The organism is Hymenobacter terrestris (genome assembly GCF_013377905.1).
Classification (GTDB): Bacteria; Bacteroidota; Bacteroidia; order Cytophagales; family Hymenobacteraceae; genus Hymenobacter; species Hymenobacter terrestris.
Genome location: NZ_JABKAV010000024.1, coordinates 34,020 through 50,208, shown reverse-complemented (window position 1 = coordinate 50,208; position 16,189 = coordinate 34,020). Strand labels below are relative to the sequence as shown.

Annotated in this window: 13 protein-coding genes; 7 read left to right on the top strand and 6 right to left on the bottom strand. The window is 59.0% G+C overall.

Translation table 11 applies throughout. The features are described from left to right. Nucleotides 1–178 precede the first annotated feature (178 nt). The gene (locus tag HW556_RS10125; protein ID WP_246289602.1) at nucleotides 179–550 is read right to left on the bottom strand and encodes a tellurite resistance TerB family protein; all 372 of its coding nucleotides are present in this window, start codon (nucleotides 548–550) and stop codon (nucleotides 179–181) included. Nucleotides 551–881: 331 nt separating this feature from the next. Here HW556_RS10125 and pfkA point away from each other — a divergent pair, with 331 nt between their 5' ends. Together pfkA and HW556_RS10115 are read left to right on the top strand one after the other, a co-directional pair. Beyond that, nucleotides 882–1,853, top strand: coding sequence for a 6-phosphofructokinase (pfkA, locus tag HW556_RS10120; protein ID WP_176899908.1), 972 nt, complete (start codon nucleotides 882–884; stop codon nucleotides 1,851–1,853). Nucleotides 1,854–2,150: 297 nt separating this feature from the next. Next, nucleotides 2,151–3,509: a vanadium-dependent haloperoxidase gene (locus HW556_RS10115; RefSeq protein WP_176899900.1), complete on the top strand. Its 1,359-nt coding sequence runs from the start codon at nucleotides 2,151–2,153 to the stop codon at nucleotides 3,507–3,509. Nucleotides 3,510–3,539: 30 nt separating this feature from the next. Here HW556_RS10115 and miaA read toward each other — a convergent pair whose 3' ends face one another. Together miaA and HW556_RS10105 are read right to left on the bottom strand one after the other, a co-directional pair. Next, entirely contained in the window at nucleotides 3,540–4,463 is a 924-nt protein-coding gene (gene miaA / locus HW556_RS10110) for a tRNA (adenosine(37)-N6)-dimethylallyltransferase MiaA (RefSeq protein ID WP_176899899.1), read from the bottom strand. 41 nt (nucleotides 4,464–4,504) lie between these two features. After that, complete coding sequence (locus tag HW556_RS10105) at nucleotides 4,505–5,653, bottom strand: glycosyltransferase (protein WP_176899898.1); 1,149 nt, start codon at nucleotides 5,651–5,653, stop codon at nucleotides 4,505–4,507. Between the two features lie 120 nt (nucleotides 5,654–5,773). On the opposite strand from HW556_RS10105, the gene HW556_RS10100 reads away from it, so the two are divergent. The 4 genes from HW556_RS10100 to HW556_RS10085 all read left to right on the top strand — a co-directional run bounded on the left by HW556_RS10100 (nucleotide 5,774) and on the right by HW556_RS10085 (nucleotide 11,723). Next, entirely contained in the window at nucleotides 5,774–9,949 is a 4,176-nt protein-coding gene (locus HW556_RS10100) for a PAS domain S-box protein (protein ID WP_176899897.1), read from the top strand. Between the two features lie 66 nt (nucleotides 9,950–10,015). Further along, nucleotides 10,016–10,399 carry a response regulator gene (locus HW556_RS10095; protein WP_176899896.1) on the top strand — a complete coding sequence of 128 codons (384 nt, stop codon included), beginning with the start codon at nucleotides 10,016–10,018 and terminating at the stop codon, nucleotides 10,397–10,399. 107 nt (nucleotides 10,400–10,506) lie between these two features. Next, on the top strand, nucleotides 10,507–11,277 hold the full coding sequence (locus HW556_RS10090; RefSeq protein WP_176899895.1) for an MBL fold metallo-hydrolase: 771 nt from the start codon (nucleotides 10,507–10,509) through the stop codon (nucleotides 11,275–11,277). Nucleotides 11,278–11,357: 80 nt separating this feature from the next. Beyond that, on the top strand, nucleotides 11,358–11,723 hold the full coding sequence (locus tag HW556_RS10085; RefSeq protein ID WP_176899894.1) for a cupin domain-containing protein: 366 nt from the start codon (nucleotides 11,358–11,360) through the stop codon (nucleotides 11,721–11,723). Nucleotides 11,724–11,749: 26 nt separating this feature from the next. Here the strand turns inward: HW556_RS10085 and HW556_RS10080 are convergent, their stop codons facing one another. Continuing rightward, nucleotides 11,750–12,220 (bottom strand): hypothetical protein, encoded by a 471-nt coding sequence (locus HW556_RS10080; RefSeq protein WP_176899893.1) that lies wholly within the window; start codon nucleotides 12,218–12,220, stop codon nucleotides 11,750–11,752. Nucleotides 12,221–12,401: 181 nt separating this feature from the next. Here HW556_RS10080 and HW556_RS10075 point away from each other — a divergent pair, with 181 nt between their 5' ends. Then, a complete protein-coding gene (locus tag HW556_RS10075; RefSeq protein WP_176899892.1) occupies nucleotides 12,402–13,979 on the top strand; it encodes an NFACT RNA binding domain-containing protein in 1,578 nt (525 codons plus the stop codon). A gap of 79 nt (nucleotides 13,980–14,058) precedes the next feature. Here the strand turns inward: HW556_RS10075 and ffh are convergent, their stop codons facing one another. Both ffh and HW556_RS10065 read right to left on the bottom strand, forming a co-directional pair. Next, nucleotides 14,059–15,408: a signal recognition particle protein gene (gene ffh, locus HW556_RS10070; protein WP_176899891.1), complete on the bottom strand. Its 1,350-nt coding sequence runs from the start codon at nucleotides 15,406–15,408 to the stop codon at nucleotides 14,059–14,061. A gap of 52 nt (nucleotides 15,409–15,460) precedes the next feature. After that, nucleotides 15,461–15,925 carry a hypothetical protein gene (locus HW556_RS10065; RefSeq protein ID WP_176899890.1) on the bottom strand — a complete coding sequence of 155 codons (465 nt, stop codon included), beginning with the start codon at nucleotides 15,923–15,925 and terminating at the stop codon, nucleotides 15,461–15,463. Nucleotides 15,926–16,189 lie beyond the last annotated feature (264 nt).

Sequence of the window (16,189 nt, the reverse complement as noted above, 5' to 3'; positions counted from 1 at the left end):
TAACTACGCTAAGCGCCTGAAGAGTATGCGCGGGCTCGCCCCGCACGGATATGCGTGTACTCAGTGACAAACCCACCCAACTAATTTTACCCGGAACCTGACCCTCTCCTCGCCGGGACTACACACCTGGCCCGTAACGAGACGTTCGACAGCACGTTTAATTCTTGGCTCTCGATTTTTAATTGCTCAACAGCGCCATAGCTTCAGATTTGACCCGTTCGCGGGGTAATCCGTCGCGCACGCCCTGTGAGATGCTACGCACGAGGCTGGCGACAACGTTGGGGGCAAAGCCCAGGCGCTGGGCCATATCGATGCAGAAGCGCATTTCGGTGTCGTCTACCACACCGTCGGCCAGCATCATGTCCACGAGGTCAAAAATCTGGTCGAAGCGCTCCGAGTCGTTGTCGGGCAGCAGCATATCATGGGCACTGGTGTTGCCCACCAACGCACGCACTTCGCCGGCGCGCATACCACTTTTGCGGCCCACGGCCACAATGAAGTTCATTTCCCGCTCGTCGATGTGCCCGTCGGCCTTAGCCAGCGCGGCCAAGTTTACTAGATGGCTTTTAACCTTTCTGGTCTGCTCATTTTCAAAAAAACCAAACATGGGGCGGGTAGTTGGCAGGGGAGGACGGAGATGGGCGAAGGTACCCGGGTGCCCCCGGAGCGGGGCCACCCGGCCGCAACGAAAGTTAAGTTAGGGCTTTAACAACCAATAGCAATAAGGTCGATACGCAGGCGCCGGGCAAACGGTTAACTCTACTGGTGGCCGCTTTGCATTTAACTGGGCTAGGAACATACTTTCGGCGCAAATTCCGCATCTTTACCGGTTCCGGTCCGGTGGGCCGGTTTTGCCCATAAGTAAGAGCCAGATGAGTATGATAAAGCGCATTGCAGTTTTCACCAGTGGAGGCGACGCGCCCGGTATGAACGCCTGCATCCGGGCCGTGGTTCGCACGGCCGTTTACCACGGCATCGAGGTGTACGGCATCATGCGCGGTTACAGCGGCATGGTGAAAGGCGAGTTCGTAAAGCTCGATTCTGCCTCGGTTTCCAATACGATTCAAAAAGGCGGTACCATTCTTAAATCAGCCCGCAGCCAGACGTTCCAGACCCGCGAAGGCCGGCAGCTAGCCTTCGATCAGCTTGTAAACCACGGTATCGACGGGCTGGTGGCCATTGGCGGCAACGGCACGTTTACCGGGGCCACGCTTTTCGAGCAGGAATTCGGCATTCCGATAGTGGGCGCGCCCGGTACCATCGACAACGACCTGTATGGCACCGATTATACTATTGGCTACGACACTGCCGTAAACACGGCCCTGGAGGCTATTGACAAAATCAGGGATACGGCCGACTCGCACGACCGGTGCTTTTTTGTGGAGGTAATGGGCCGCGACTCGGGCTATATTGCCATTCCCTGCGCCATTGGGGGTGGGGCCGAAATCGTGATGATTCCTGAAACCCAGCTCTCGACCGAAGCGGTAATTGCAACGCTCAGAAATGGCCGCAACCGCTCCAAAACCTCGTTTCTGGTAGTTATTGCCGAGGGCGACGAGGAAGGCAACGCCCATGAAGTAGCGCGGCAGGTGAAGGCCGCCATACCGCAGCTCGATACCCGCGTTACTATTATCGGCCACATTCAGCGCGGCGGTGCCCCTTCAGCCGCCGACCGAATGCTGGCCTCGCAAATCGGCATTGCAGCCGTGGAAGGCCTGATGAATGGCATGCACAATGTGATGGCCGGCATCGTGGACCGCAAGCTCGTGTACACGCCCTTCGCCGACACCATTCACAAACGCAAGCTTATCAATCAGAGCTTCATGCGGATGGTGGAAATCCTGAACGCCTAGCGTCTGCCTCAGGCATCTTTTTTACCAACAGCACTTTCTGCCAGCGCCTCCGGATGCTGGCAGTTTTTTTTGCCGTTTCTGCTGTTGCCGTGACTACTGTTCCGCGAGCTGCCATTGGAAAACTGCCATTGATTCTGTCAGAAAAGCCAGGACATATTATTTAGCCAGCTGACGGCTAAATGCGCAAGTAAGGAGTGTTTACGATAAATAATTTAATATTTTTTATGAATATATCGCTCTTAAAGCTATATTTATCTAGATGATTTCTCCTGATAATTGTTTTATTGGCCCCTCTATATGCTGAAAATCTACTCTCTGCTGCGGCAGCGGCTACTTACCAGCTTGGCGCTGCTGATACTGGGACTGCTGAGTAGCTGCCAGCCGGAACCGGAGGTTACGCCAGTCGTAGCGCCAACCAGCAGCTATGATGCGGCGGTGGCTACCAAGTGGAGCACCCTCACGCTGCAGCTCGTGCGCCAGAGCCCCGGCTTTACGCCGCCCGTTGCGGCGCGGGCGCTGGGCTACGCCGGTCTCACGCTGTACGAGTCGGTGGTGGCAGGTATACCGGGGCGCCGCTCGCTGGCCGGCCAGCTCCAGCAGCTTGGCAGTCTGCCCCAACCCGAAACCGGACGGGATTACCGCTGGCCGCTATGCGCAAACGCAGCCCAGGCCCACATCCTGAAAAACCTGTTTGCCAACGCCCCTGCTGCCAGCCACGCCCGCATCGACTCGCTGAAGGATGCTCTGGCCCGCGCGTATGCCGGCCCCGACGCGGCCACGGCCGAGCGTTCGGCTGCCTATGGCCGGGCCGTGGCGGAGGCCATATTCGCGTGGTCGAAAACTGATGGCGGCCACGAGGGCTACCTGCGCAACTTCCCGGCCGGCTACGTACCTACCACCAACCCCGGCGACTGGCAGCCCACCGAGAACGGCCTGCGGCCAATGCAACCCTATTGGGGCAATAACCGCACTTTCCTAGCTCTTGATGCGGCCATGCCAATGCCTGCGCCACTCCCCTACTCCCCCTCGCCCACCTCGCAGTACTACGCGCAATACCTCGAGGTGTACGCCAAAAACATTGGCCTGACGCAGCAGGAAAAGGAAATAGCCGTGTGGTGGGCCGACGACCCAAGCGACACCTTTACGCCCCCCGGCCACTCCTACAATCTGGCCCGCATCGTGGTAACTACCACGCAAGCCGACCTGGGGAAGGCGGCCGAAACCTTTGCCCGCACGGGCATTGCCGTGGCCGATGCTTTCATCATCTGCTGGAAGTGCAAATACACCTTCAACAACGAGCGGCCCTACACCTTCGTGCGCCGCTTTATCGACCCCGACTGGGTACCGTTCTGGCCCGCGCCGCCGTTTCCGGGCTACTCTTCGGGGCACGCCACGCAGTCGGCGGCCACGGCCGTGGTGCTGGAGGGTCTCTACGGCAACCTCACCTTCACCGACGATTCGCACGTGGGCCGTGGGCGCGACATAGCCCGGGCCACCGACTTCAAGGCCCGCACCTATCACTCGTTCTGGGAAACGGCCGAAGAATCGGCCCTCTCGCGCTTTCTGGGCGGCATCCACTCCCGCCAAGACAATGAAGTGGGCTTACGCGAGGGCCGCAAAATCGGCCAGCACATCAATAGTCTGCAATGGAAATAAGGCAGAGCCCAGAAGCCGGATAGACTGTTATTACCCCAACTGCTCAGCCAGCCAGCCCGGCACCTCATTTGGGTGTAGCCACTGGTACTGCGGGTCGCGGCGCAGCCAGGCCAGCTGGCGCTTGGCGTAGCGGCGCGAGTTTCGCTTGAGTAGGCGCACGGCCTCAGCGTAATCGTAGTGGCCTTCAAAATAGCTGAATAGCTCCTGGTAGCCCACCGTTTGCAGGGCGTTGTGGTGGCGGTACGGATACAGCGCGCGGGCTTCGGCCTCCAGTCCGGCGGCCAGCATCAGGTCCATCCGTTCATCAATGCGCCGGTATAGTTCTTCCCGCTCACGAGTGAGGGCGATTTTGATGATGCGGAAGGGTCGCTCGGTTGTTTTGCGGCCATGGAACGAGCTGAAAGGCTGCCCGGTAGCTCGACATATTTCCAGCGCCCGCAACACGCGCTGGTGGTTCTGCAGATCGATACGGCCGTGGGCTACCGGGTCGAGGCGGGCCAGCTCCGCTACCAACGGCTCCAGCCCGTGGGCCGCCAGCTCGACGTGCAGACCAGCCCGGATTTCGGGCGGCGCAGCTGGCAAATCGTCGAGCCCCTCGGTAACGGCCTGCAGGTACAAACCCGAGCCCCCAGTCAGGATAACGGTTTTGTGGCGCTCAAACATGTCGGCCAGCCGCGCCAGCGCCTCCTGCTCGAAGCGGCCGGCATTGTACTCGTCGGCAATGCTATGCGAGTCGATGAAATGGTGCCGCACGCCGCCCATTTCGGCCGCGGTGGGCTTAGCCGTACCGATGCTCAGCTCCCGGAAAAACTGCCGCGAATCGGCCGACACAATTTCGGTGCTCAGGCGTTGGGCCAACTCTACGCACAGTGCCGTTTTGCCCACAGCCGTTGGGCCCGTAAGTACGAGCAGCGTTGGTTCGGCGGAAGCAGTCAGGTTGGCGGGCGGGTTCATAGGAGCACGTAAGAAGCCACAAAGCTACGGCCGATTCGGGCTTACGCGCCGGCCGCGCCAGCTATTTGGGCGTTGGGCAGCAGCGCGGCGTAAAGTCGCAGCAGCTCCTGCTCCTCGTGCTGCCAGCTAAGCAGCGGGCGGGCGCGGCGGGCATTTTCAGCCAGTTGCTGGTAGCGGGCCGCGTTGCCGCCGGGCAGCAGGCGGTTGAGGGCGGCGGCCAGCGTGGCCGGTTCCAGGTCGGGCACCAGATCGGCCACGTCGTACTGCTCGTTGAGGGTACGGTACTCCGGAAAATCGATGACTACCTGCGGCACGCCGGCGTGCAGGTAGTCGAAGAACTTGTTGGCCAGCGAGTAGTAGTAGCTCAGGCCTACATTGCGCAGCAGGTTCACGCCCACCGTGGCGTGGCGGGTCAGCTCGCGCAGCTCGTCGGGCCGCACGAAGCCCCGAAACTCCACTTGCCCCGACTCCAGCAACCCCAGCTCCTTGGCCTGCCGGCGCAGACTGTGCGACAGGTCACCCTCGCCACAGAGCACCAGCCGGCCATGTATATGCGGCATAGCAGCCAGCAACTCCTCCAGGCCCCGGCCGGCGTTTAGCGCGCCCTGGTACAGAATAAAGCCGCCGGCCGGCGCAGCGCTGGGGGCCGGCGGCAGCTCCTCATCGGCGAGGCGGCTGATGTTGCGCACCACCGCGAAAGGTCGGCCGTGGCGCTGCTCGAACAGCCGGCCCAGGGCCGGCCCAACGGTATAAGCCAGCGCCGCGCGGGGCACAATAAAGTTTTCAACCCAGCGCCACAGCCGCTGCACCCGGGGCCGGGCCACCACTTCGGGCACCTCGGTAAACAGCTCGTGGGCATCGTATACCAAGGGTTGCCCGCCCAGCCGGGCCCGCAGCCACACGGGCAGGGCCGTATCGAGGTCGATGGCGCACCAGGCCGCCGCCCGCTGGCCCGCCAGAAACAGCAGCAGGCGCAGGTTGTATTCTATATAGAATATTTTTCCGCGCTGAAAAAAGCAGCGCAGCCGGTGCTGGACGTACGGCTGCGGACACAATGGTTGCGAAGCTGGCCCCTGACGGCCTACCAGCAGCACGGTATAACCGGCGCGAGCCAGCGAGGCACAGATGCGCTGCATTCGCTGGTCGTAATTTAGGTCGGTGGTAACAGTGAAAACCAGACGGGGCGGCAAAGCAGGTAGCAGGGTTAGCAGCGCAAAAAGATGGATTATTCGGGAATTGTCCCCAATTTAAGAACTTCGTTCGGGGACCCGCTTGTTGGGGAAGCCATTTTGCCATTCTCTGCCTCCCACATGCCTTCTTCTCCGAGCAACTCGGCCGCCAAAAAATTCGCCGCACTTTCGCCCGATATCTATCGGGCACTGTTCGAGCAATCGGCTGATGGACTGCTGCTTTACGACACGCGTGGTGCCCTGCTCGACTGCAACCAGCGCGCTGTAGACTACCTGAACACCACCCGCGCCGTGCTGCTGGGCACCGGCCTGATGGCTTTCGCGGCATCTGATACGCCCGCAGCAGATGCCGAGCCTGCTACCGAAGCCGAAATGCACGAGTTGCTGGTAGCCTGTGCTCAGTCGGGCGAGGCGCACTCGTGGCGCTGGCACGGGCAGCAGGCCGGCGGGGGCGACCGGCTTGCGGCCCGGGCCCTCGTTAGCCGTCTGGCCGGGCCAACGTCCGAGGACGAACCACTGCTGCTGCTGGCCCTACGCGACTTGCAGCACTACGCTTCTACGACACCAGCTACAGAAACCACCGACGCACCTTCCGAAAGTTTTTCGCGCGGCCAGCTGCGCGACGTGCTCAGTCGGGCCGGCATGTGTTACCTGCTACTTGACCGCAAAGGCTTCATCCAGGATGTAAACACCTACTTCTGTGAAGTAACCGGGCATTTGGTTGACACACTGATTGGGCAGGAGTATTTCGGCCTGTTTGCCCCTCCCAGCGAGCAGGAGCCCCGCCGCTACGCCTTTCAGCGGGCACTTGAAACGCAGGAAGTACAGGATTTCTTTGAGCACTCGCTGCTGACGATTTATGGCCGGGGGCGCACCTTCTTCTGGCACTCCGAGTTTGAGCGCGACATTGATGGGGCCATTACCGGCGTGCTGTTCGTGGGCCGCGACATCACCGACAAGCAGGTAGCCGTGCGGGCGCTGACCGATAACCGCAACCGCCTGCAGGACTTTCTCGACAATGCCCACGACCTGATTCAGAACCTGAGCATCGACAACCGCTTTCTGTTCGTGAACAAGGCCTGGAAGGAAAAGCTCGGCTACGATGACGAGGAGCTACCGTCGCTGACCCTGGCCAGCGTAGTGCATCCGTACTACAAGGCCAAGCTGCTTTACCAACTACGCAACCTCTATAAGGGCGAGAAGGTCAACAAGCTCGAAACCGTTTTCCTGACCAAATCGGGCAAGCCCATCCATTTGATTGGCTCCATTTCCTGCTCCTGGCAGGACAACGAGCCGGTGAGCACCCGCGCCATTCTGCACGATATCACCGACCGGATAAAGGCCGAGCGGCTGCAGAAGGTGTATTACAGCATCGCTAACCTTGCTATCAGCTCCAAAGATCTGCTCTCCCTGTACGGGGCTATCCATCGGGAGCTGAGCAAGATTATTGAAACCAACAACTTCTACATCGCCCTCTGCGACGAGGCCCGCACCCAACTGCAGTTTGCCTATTTCGTCGATCAGAATGCCCCCGGCGAGCAGGCCATGATGACGCGGCCCTTCTCAACGGGGGTTTCGGAGCATATTATCCGCACGGGCCGGCCGCTGTACCTGCTGCGCGAAGACCTGCAGCAGCTGGTGTCCGATGGGTCTGTAACGGCCTACGGCCTGATGCCGGAGGTGATGCTGTGCTCGCCGCTGAGTATTGGCGAGCGAATTATCGGGGTAATTGCGGTGCAGGACTACCAGAAGGCCGATGCCTACGCGCCCTCCGACATCGAGATTCTGCACTTCATCTCCAACCAGGTGGCGCTGGCCATTGAGCGCAAGCGCAACGAGGTCCAGATTCAGAAGCAGAACGCCCGACTGAACGCTATTTTCGAGAGCGGCTCGCACCTGATGTGGTCGTTGGATACCCGCGCCCGGCTGGCTTCCTTCAACCGCAACTACGCCGCTTATTTCCTGCGCCGCAACGGGGTGTACCCCACTCTGGGCATGAATATGTGGCAGGCCGATGTGGCCCTGATGGACCCCCAGGCCCGCGAAGCATTCATCAGCAATTATCGTCGCGCGTTTCAGGGGCACCCGCAACGTTTCGAGGTGCGCCTGCGCGATGCGAAAGGCCAGGACTCGTGGCGCGAAATCTACCTCAACCCTATCTACCTCGAAGACGGTTCGTTTGAGGAAATTTCGGGCATTGCCCACGACATCACCGACAAAAAACGCTCGCAGCTGGAGCTGGTGGCTCAGGAAGAGAAATTCCGCGCCATTTTCGAGTCGTTTCAGGATGTGTACTACCGAACCGATACGCAGGGCCTCATTACGCTGCTCAGCCCCTCGGTGTACGACATGCTGGGCTACCACCCCGAGGAGGCTGTGGGGCGGTTTATTGGCGATTTTTACATCAATCCGCAGGAGCGCGACAACTTGTTGCAGCAGGTGCGAGAGCTAGGCGAAGCGCGCAACTTTGAGGTGGCCATGCGCCATAAGGATGGCCACGCTGTGAGTGTGTTGGTGAACGCGCGCCGGCTGCTGGGCGACGCGGCCGGCAGCCAGCTGAACGGAACGGAAGGCATCGGGCGCGACATTACCGGCCTCAAGCAGATGCAGGACGACCTGCGCCTGGCCAAAGAAGCCGCCGAGCAGGCTTTGGAGGCCAAAACGCTGTTTCTGGCCAACATGAGCCACGAACTGCGCACGCCCATGAACGGCATCATTGGCATGATTGACCTGCTGCACCAAACGGTGGCCAGCGAGGAGCAGGAGGAGTATGTGGACACGCTGCGCAAGTCGTCGGATGCGCTGCTGGCCATTCTGAACGATATTCTGGACCTGTCGAAAATCCAGGCCGGCAAGCTCCAGCTCAACGAGTCGGGCATCGATCTGCACTACACCCTCGAGAAAATATACTCGCTGTTCTCGAACCGCGCCAGCCAGAAACGGCTCAAGTTCACCTATCATCTCACGCCCAACACGCCGCGTTTCATCATCACCGACGAAACGCGCCTGCTCCAGATTCTGAGCAACCTCACCTCCAACGCTATTAAGTTTACTTCGCAGGGCACGGTCAGCATCGTGGTATCGGTGGTGGCCGCCGAAGCGAAGGAAACAGCTGACGCTGATGCCGAAGGAGCATTTGAGGATATGTACGAACTGCGCTTTGCGGTGCAGGACTCGGGCATCGGCATTTCGCCCGACGATGAGAAGCTGCTCTTTACCAACTTCACCCAGCTCGATACCACGCCCACTAAAGCGTTTGGCGGAACTGGCCTGGGGCTGGCCATCAGCAAGCAGCTGGCCGATATGCTGGGTGGCGAAATTGGGGTATACTCCAACGTGGGCGAGGGCTCGACCTTCTGGTTTACCATCCGCTGCCAGATGGCTTACAATGAGGAGGAGATTATGCAGGAGCGCCGGCTGGCGCGCGAGCGGCCGCAGGAAGTGGTGCGCTTCGAAACCAACCCGCGCATTCTGCTCGTCGACGACAACCCCATCAATCAGAAAGTGGCCTCGCGCCTGCTCGATAAGCTGGGCTGCACGGTAACGGTGGCCGCCGACGGCTTCGAGGCCATTAGCCGGGCTATTGCGCCCGACACCCGCTACGACCTGATATTTATGGACATTCAGATGCCCGAAATGGACGGTATCACGGCCATGCGCGAAATCCGCCGCCGCCTCGGTCTCAGTTGCCCGCCGATAGTAGCCATGACGGCCTACTCGATGCGCGAAGACGCCAAGCGCTTTGTGGAGGAAGGCATGGACGACTACATTGCCAAACCCGTAAAAAGCCAGGATTTATATGCCATGCTGCGCCGCTGGAGCAGCCCTGCCGCCCAAGCCGTACTCAGCCAGGTGCCCAGTGCCGCCACTGCCGCGCCGGCGGCCCCAGCCACCAGTGCCCAGACCGCCGAGCCTGCTGCCGCTACACTGCCAGCCGAAGCCACCCCAGGAATTGTGGTGATTGATATGGCCATTGTGGAGCAGCTGCGCCAACTGGGAGGCGGTGAGTTCGCGGCCCAGCTCTACACCGATTTCGAGCAGGAAGCCGACCAAGTACTGAGCGAAGCGGCGGCGCTGGTGGCCGCTGGCGAGTACGCCGCTATACTGCCTCACCTGCACCAACTCAAGGGCACGGGCTTTACGTTAGGGGTTTTGGCGCTAGCCGAAAGTGTTAAGAGTCTGGAACACAAGCTGCGCGCCCAGCATACAGAAAATACCCCGGCTGATTTTCAACTTTTACTTGTTTTATTTGCAGAATTCAGAGTCATTTACCCTACCCTGACGCAAGCGCCCTAACGGGCGGGATTCCTATGCCCCGGTGCACTCTCTTTACCCACTCAACTTCCTCTCTGCCTACTTCCTATGGAAAACCTAAACGCCAAAACCATTCTCATCGCCGAGGACAGCTCCGTTATCCTCAATCTCACAAAAAAGATTCTGGAGCTGCAGCAGTACCGTATTGTATCAGCCAAAAACGGGGGCGAAGTCATTCGGCAAATCGAAAGCCAGCCCATCGACTGTGTGCTGATGGACATTAATATTCCGGTGAAGGACGGGATGGAGTGCACCCGCGAAATCCGCCGTAACGCCGACCCGCGCATTGCCAAAATCCCGGTAATTGCCATTACCGGCAACGCCAACAACTACTCGATGGAGCAGTTCCGCGAGGCCGGCGTAACCGATTACCTGCCCAAGCCGCTCGATTTCGACGCCCTGGTGCGCGTAGTGAAGCAGTACGTAGGCTAAAGGAGAAGTGCGACTATGGAGAGGTGAGAGGTGAGACTTTGTTCTGACGTTTGCACCGTAGCAACGTAGTCGCACTTCTCACCTCTCAATAGTCTCACTTCTCCCCTATGCAAATCACGTTTCTGGGTACGGGTACGTCGCAGGGAGTACCCGTAATCGGGTGCACCTGCAACGTATGCCGCTCAGTTGACTACCGCGACAAGCGCCTGCGCGTATCGGTGCACCTGCAGGTAGCCGGCAAAAGCATCATCATCGACTCGGGCCCCGATTTCCGGCAGCAAGTGTTGCGCGCGCAGGTCGACCACCTCGATGCCGTAGTATTTACCCACGAGCACAAGGACCATACGGGCGGGCTCGACGATATCCGGGCCTACAACTTCCGGCAGCAGCAGGATATGCCTTTGCATGCCGAGCCCCGGGTGCTGGCGCAGTTGCGGCAGGAGTACGCCTATATTTTTGCTGACCACAAATACCCCGGCGTACCACAGGTAGAAACATACCCGATTGAAAACGACACGGACGCTTTTGAGGTGGCCGGTGTGTTGTTTCAGCCCATTCGGGCGCTGCACTACAAATTGCCGGTGCTGGGCTACCGGGTAGGCGGGTTCACCTACATCACCGATGCCAATTACCTCAGCCCCGAGTCGATGGAGCTGATGCGTGGCTCCGAAATCATCGTGCTCAATGCCCTGCGCCACGAGCAGCACATTTCGCACTTCACGCTGCAGCAGGCCGTTGCCATTCTCGAAGACTTAGCGCCGGCCCGCGGCTACCTCACCCACATCAGCCATCAGCTGGGCCGCCACCACGATGTGGAAGCTACCCTTCCGGAAAACATCCGCCTGGCCTACGACGGCTTGGTGGTGGGCTGCCAGTAGGTTTTGGCTGGCGTTTAGTGATATGGAATTTAGCTGAAGCACACATGCAGGCCGTTTCAAGCACTTGCAAAATCTGAACAATGAAGGTTATCCGCCTCGAAGACAAGTTTGCGCAGTTCACCGACCACTGGAATCCGCGGGTGATTGGGGAACTGAATGACCAGCACCTGAAAATTGCGCGGGTGCAGGGCGAGTTCATCTGGCACAACCACGCGGCCGAAGACGAACTGTTTATAGTAGTGAAGGGCCAGCTGCTGATTGACTTCCGCGACGGCACCACCGCCGAGCTCAACCCGGGCGAGCTGCTGGTAGTACCCCGCGGCACCGACCACCGCCCCCACTCTGCCGCCGAAACCTGGATTTTAATGATCGAACCCAAATCGACCGTAAACACGGGCGACCAGGCAGCCAGCGAACGGACCCGTACCGAACTGGAGCGGCTGTAAAACCCCTGCCAGTTGCGTTGCGCAGGTCAGGGTTTCGCTACCCGAAAAGTCAACCGGAAGTCTTCCCGGGCTGGTTTGTCTTGGTCGAAATCACCGCCCCAGTTCTTATAATACACCACGTAGCGCCGGCCATTGGCCCGAATACTCACTGTATCAGCAGCTAGGCTGCTGTTTATCTGCTGCTGGCCGGCAGAAGGCATTTTCAGCAGCTGCGTCTGCCCGTCGACACCTGTAACGGCCAACGTAGGTGAAACCAGATCGGGCAGGGAGCAGCGCGCGTTTTTCGGGCAAATCTGGTAGTCCAACTCTTCGACCAGCACCGTCAATTCAGGTTGCGAAGCCTGGGGTAGTGTGGCCGTCTGGCTGTACTGCAGGGTAAAATCCTGGTAGAAAGCGGCAACAACCGTTCGTGGTACGGCGTCAGAGTACTTGGTCGAGCAGGCAGCAGCCAGCAGCGGCAGCAATAGCGCCAGCAGCAGGTAAAGAAGGTTTTTCATGCGGATAAATAGTTTAGCTGACAGCAGGACATCATAGTATATGGAGCTACTGCTTTGCGAATGATTCCGGGTTAGCGAGAATGGTTGCATGGCCCTTTCCGGCTGATTCCTGCGTTATTTGTGCCCCGGCCGGCCCGGTGCGCTTTCGGGATGCGGGGCTGCTGTTTAACTCGTCGCGCTTATGCCCTCCAATTACTACTTTCTGCGCCAACTTGCCCCAGCTCTCACCCGCCAGTTAATCGGCTACCGGGTGGTTGCCTGCTTTTCGCAGGAGCGCGATGAGCTGGTTATCGGCCTTACCAACGGCGAAGCCGAGTTTTGGCTGAAGCTCACGCTGGCCGCCGCCGGCACGCTGCTGGCTCTGCCCGAAAGCTTCCAACGCACCCGCCAAAACTCCGTGGATTTGTTACCCGGCCTGCTGGGCCAGCAGGTGGCCGCCGTGGCCGCCTGGCCCCACGACCGAGTGCTGGAGCTAAACTTCACGGATGGGGCCCGGCTCATACTCAAGCTATACGGCACCCGGCCCAACGCGGTGTTTCACCCCGCCGACTCAACAAGCCCGGCCGAATTATTCCACCCGCGTTACCTCGCCGATGCCGACCTGCGCGCACCAACTACTCCTACCACCGAAGCCGTTACTGACCCAGTAACGGACCCGGCCAAGGCCTACCCCGCCCTTGGCGACCTGGGCCGGGCCTACCTGCGCACCCTGGGTTACGACCCCGCTCCGCTGGAAACCAAGCGCGGACTGGTAGCGCAGGTAGTAGGCCAGTTGGAGCAGACCGCCGCCTTTTACATCGTGCGGCTCGACAACCGCACCCGCCTCAGCCTGCTGCCCATAGGTGCTATTGAGGCCGAGCTACCGGTCGACGACCCCATCGGGGCACTGCGCCGCTACGTGCCGCGGTTGCTGGGTCGGCAGGCCTACGAAACCGAGCTGCGCCAGGTGCAGCTGCTGCTGGAAAAACGCGCCGATACCGCCACCACGGCCGCCCAGCATGCCCGCAACCGCTTGCACGCCCTCGAAAACACTAGCGGCTACCGCCAGACCGCCGACCTGATTATGGCCCACCTGAGCCAGATTCCGGCTGGCGCCGCCGAGGTGGAAGTCGAGGACTTCTATCAGCCCGGCCAGCGGCGCGTCATTAAGCTTAAGCCTGCCGAAACGCCCCAACGCACGGCCCAGAACCTGTACCGCAAGGCCAAAAACCAGCAACGTGAAACCCGCGAGCTGGCCGAGCGCGCCGAGCGCCGCGAAACCGAAGCTTTCGGGGCGCTGGAGCGGCTGGAGGAGCTGGCTGCCTTGCCCGTCGGCGAGTTGCGGGCGTTGCGGCAGTGGCGCAAGCAGCACGGCCTCGATGCCGCCGCCGCTACCAAAGCCGCCGCCGCTGAGCTGCCGTTCAAGGTGTTCGAAGACTCCGGCTTCACGATTCTGGTGGGCCGCAACGCTGTCAACAACGATCTGCTGACCCAACGCTACGCTCACAAAGACGACCTCTGGCTACATGCCAAGGACGTGACCGGCTCGCACGTCGTTATCCGGCAGCGGGCCGGCCAGCCAGTACCCGCGCCGGTGTTGGAGCGGGCCGCCCAACTGGCCGCCTGGTATTCCAAGCGTCAAAACGATTCGTTGTGCCCCGTTACCTACACGCCAAAAAAATACGTGCGCAAACCCCGCGGCGCCAAGCCGGGGCAGGTAGCAATCGAGCGTGAAAAAGTGTTGCTGGTAGTGCCCGCCAACCCCTTCGAGCGGGAATAAACACCAAACGGCCCCGGTAGCAGTTGCTACCGGGGCCATAAAGAATTGCTACACATAGCAATCAGCGCTAATCCCTGATCTAGCGGAGCGGGCCTTTCATGCCCATCATTTTGGCCATCTGGGCCATACCACCTTTGGTGCTGCTCATCTTGTTCATGGTGCGCATCACCTTGCGCATATCCTCGAACTGCTTCATCAGGGCGTTTACCTGCTGAATATCGGTGCCCGAACCCTGGGCCAGGCGCTTGCGGCGCGAGCCGTTGAGCAGCTCGGGCTGGGCCCGCTCCTTGGGCGTCATGCTCTTGATGATGGCCTCGATCGGCTTGAAGGCATCGTCGTCGATTTCCACATCCTTCATGGCCTTGCCCACGCCCGGAATCATGCCCACCAGATCCTTGATGTTGCCCATCTTCTTGATCTGCTCCAACTGAGAAAGGAAGTCGTCGAAGTTGAACTGGTTTTTGCGGATCTTCTGGTTTATGCGCTTGGCTTCCTCCTCATCGAACTGCTGCTGCGCGCGTTCAACCAGCGAAATCACGTCGCCCATGCCCAGGATGCGCTGGGCCATGCGGTCGGGGTAAAACAGGTCGAGGGCTTCCATCTTCTCGCCCGTCGAGATGAACTTGATGGGCTTTTCAACCACGGCCCGGATGCTGAGGGCCGCACCACCGCGCGAGTCGCCGTCGAGCTTGGTGAGCACCACGCCGTCGAAGTTGAGGCGGTCATTGAAGGTTTTGGCCGTATTCACGGCGTCTTGGCCCGTCATCGAATCCACCACGAACAGCGTTTCGGAGGGGTTTACGGCCCGCTTCACCTGCTCGATTTCGGCCATCATCTGCTCATCGACGGCCAGGCGGCCGGCGGTATCGATGATAACGACCTTCTTGTTGTTTTTGCGCGCAAACTCCACGGCATTGCGCGAAATGTCCACCGGGTTCTTGTTCTCCGGCTCCGAGTATACATCGACACCCACCTGCTCGGCCAGCACTTTCAGCTGGTCGATGGCGGCGGGGCGGTACACGTCGCAGGCCACGAGCAGCACTTGGCGGCCCTGCTTTTTGAGGTGGGCGGCCAGCTTGCCGGCGAAGGTGGTTTTACCCGAGCCCTGCAGACCTGAGAGCAGAATCACGGCCGGGTCGCCCTTCACCTGAATGTCCTGCTTTTCGCCGCCCATGAGCTGGGTGAGCTCATCATAGACGATTTTAGTCATCAACTGGCCCGGCGACACGGCTACCAGTACGTCGCGGCCCATGGCCTCTTCCTTGATTTTATCGGTAACTTCCTTGGCCACCTTGTAGTTCACGTCGGCGTCCACCAAGGCCCGGCGGATTTCCTTTACGGTGGCCGCGACGTTGATTTCGGTGATGCTGCCCTGGCCTTTAAGGGTTTTAAAGGCTTTGTCGAGCTTGGTTGAGAGATTATCGAACATTTGGTGGTACGCTGGATACTAATGAAACTACTGGCATTTTAAATACCTATGGCTACAGTTCAAAAATTTTTAAATACTCTTTTCTCTTTGCTAGCGTTTGATATATAATATTTTTTGTATTTATTTCGCGCGATAAAAACATAAACATCAACGGCAAAAATAACATCACATAGATATATTGATAGCCTGTCCCGTGGTTACGTAGCCAATATAACCTGAGAGCATAAGACGCAAAAAACAAAAAAATGAAAGCAAAATTGCGCCAGGGAAATTCTTTAGAGCCTTCCGGGCCTCTTATCACAAACTTCTTCCTCTCCCCCTCTTCTATCTCAAATGGCAGTTTGAGGCTACCACACCAGCTTACGCTAGAATCTAACGAGTGAGTACCGGGTTCAACTATAAACTCGACTGCTTGCCCATTCGCAACGCTTCCTACTTCGATACCATCGATAATGACCTTGTAGTTTACTAGCATACCAGCATATTCCTTTTCTCGCTTTACTTCTATTACAGCCATATTCTACTGGGATTTTTATTTGCAACAAAGCCTAGTAAGATACAAATATTCATCTATTTCTCAACAGATAAATCACAGACCATTCTTGCTATAGACTAGCTAGACATCTACTCAAATAGGCCGTTGATTTTTTAGGTAGTTTGGCACATTTCGTTGCGCAACGTAGCGGTTTGACAATCAGTGGCGCAGAGCAGGTTACTTAGCAGCGCGAGGATGTCGGAGTTGTCGGCAGATATGGCGCGGGAACATAAGACTGGGGTAAGT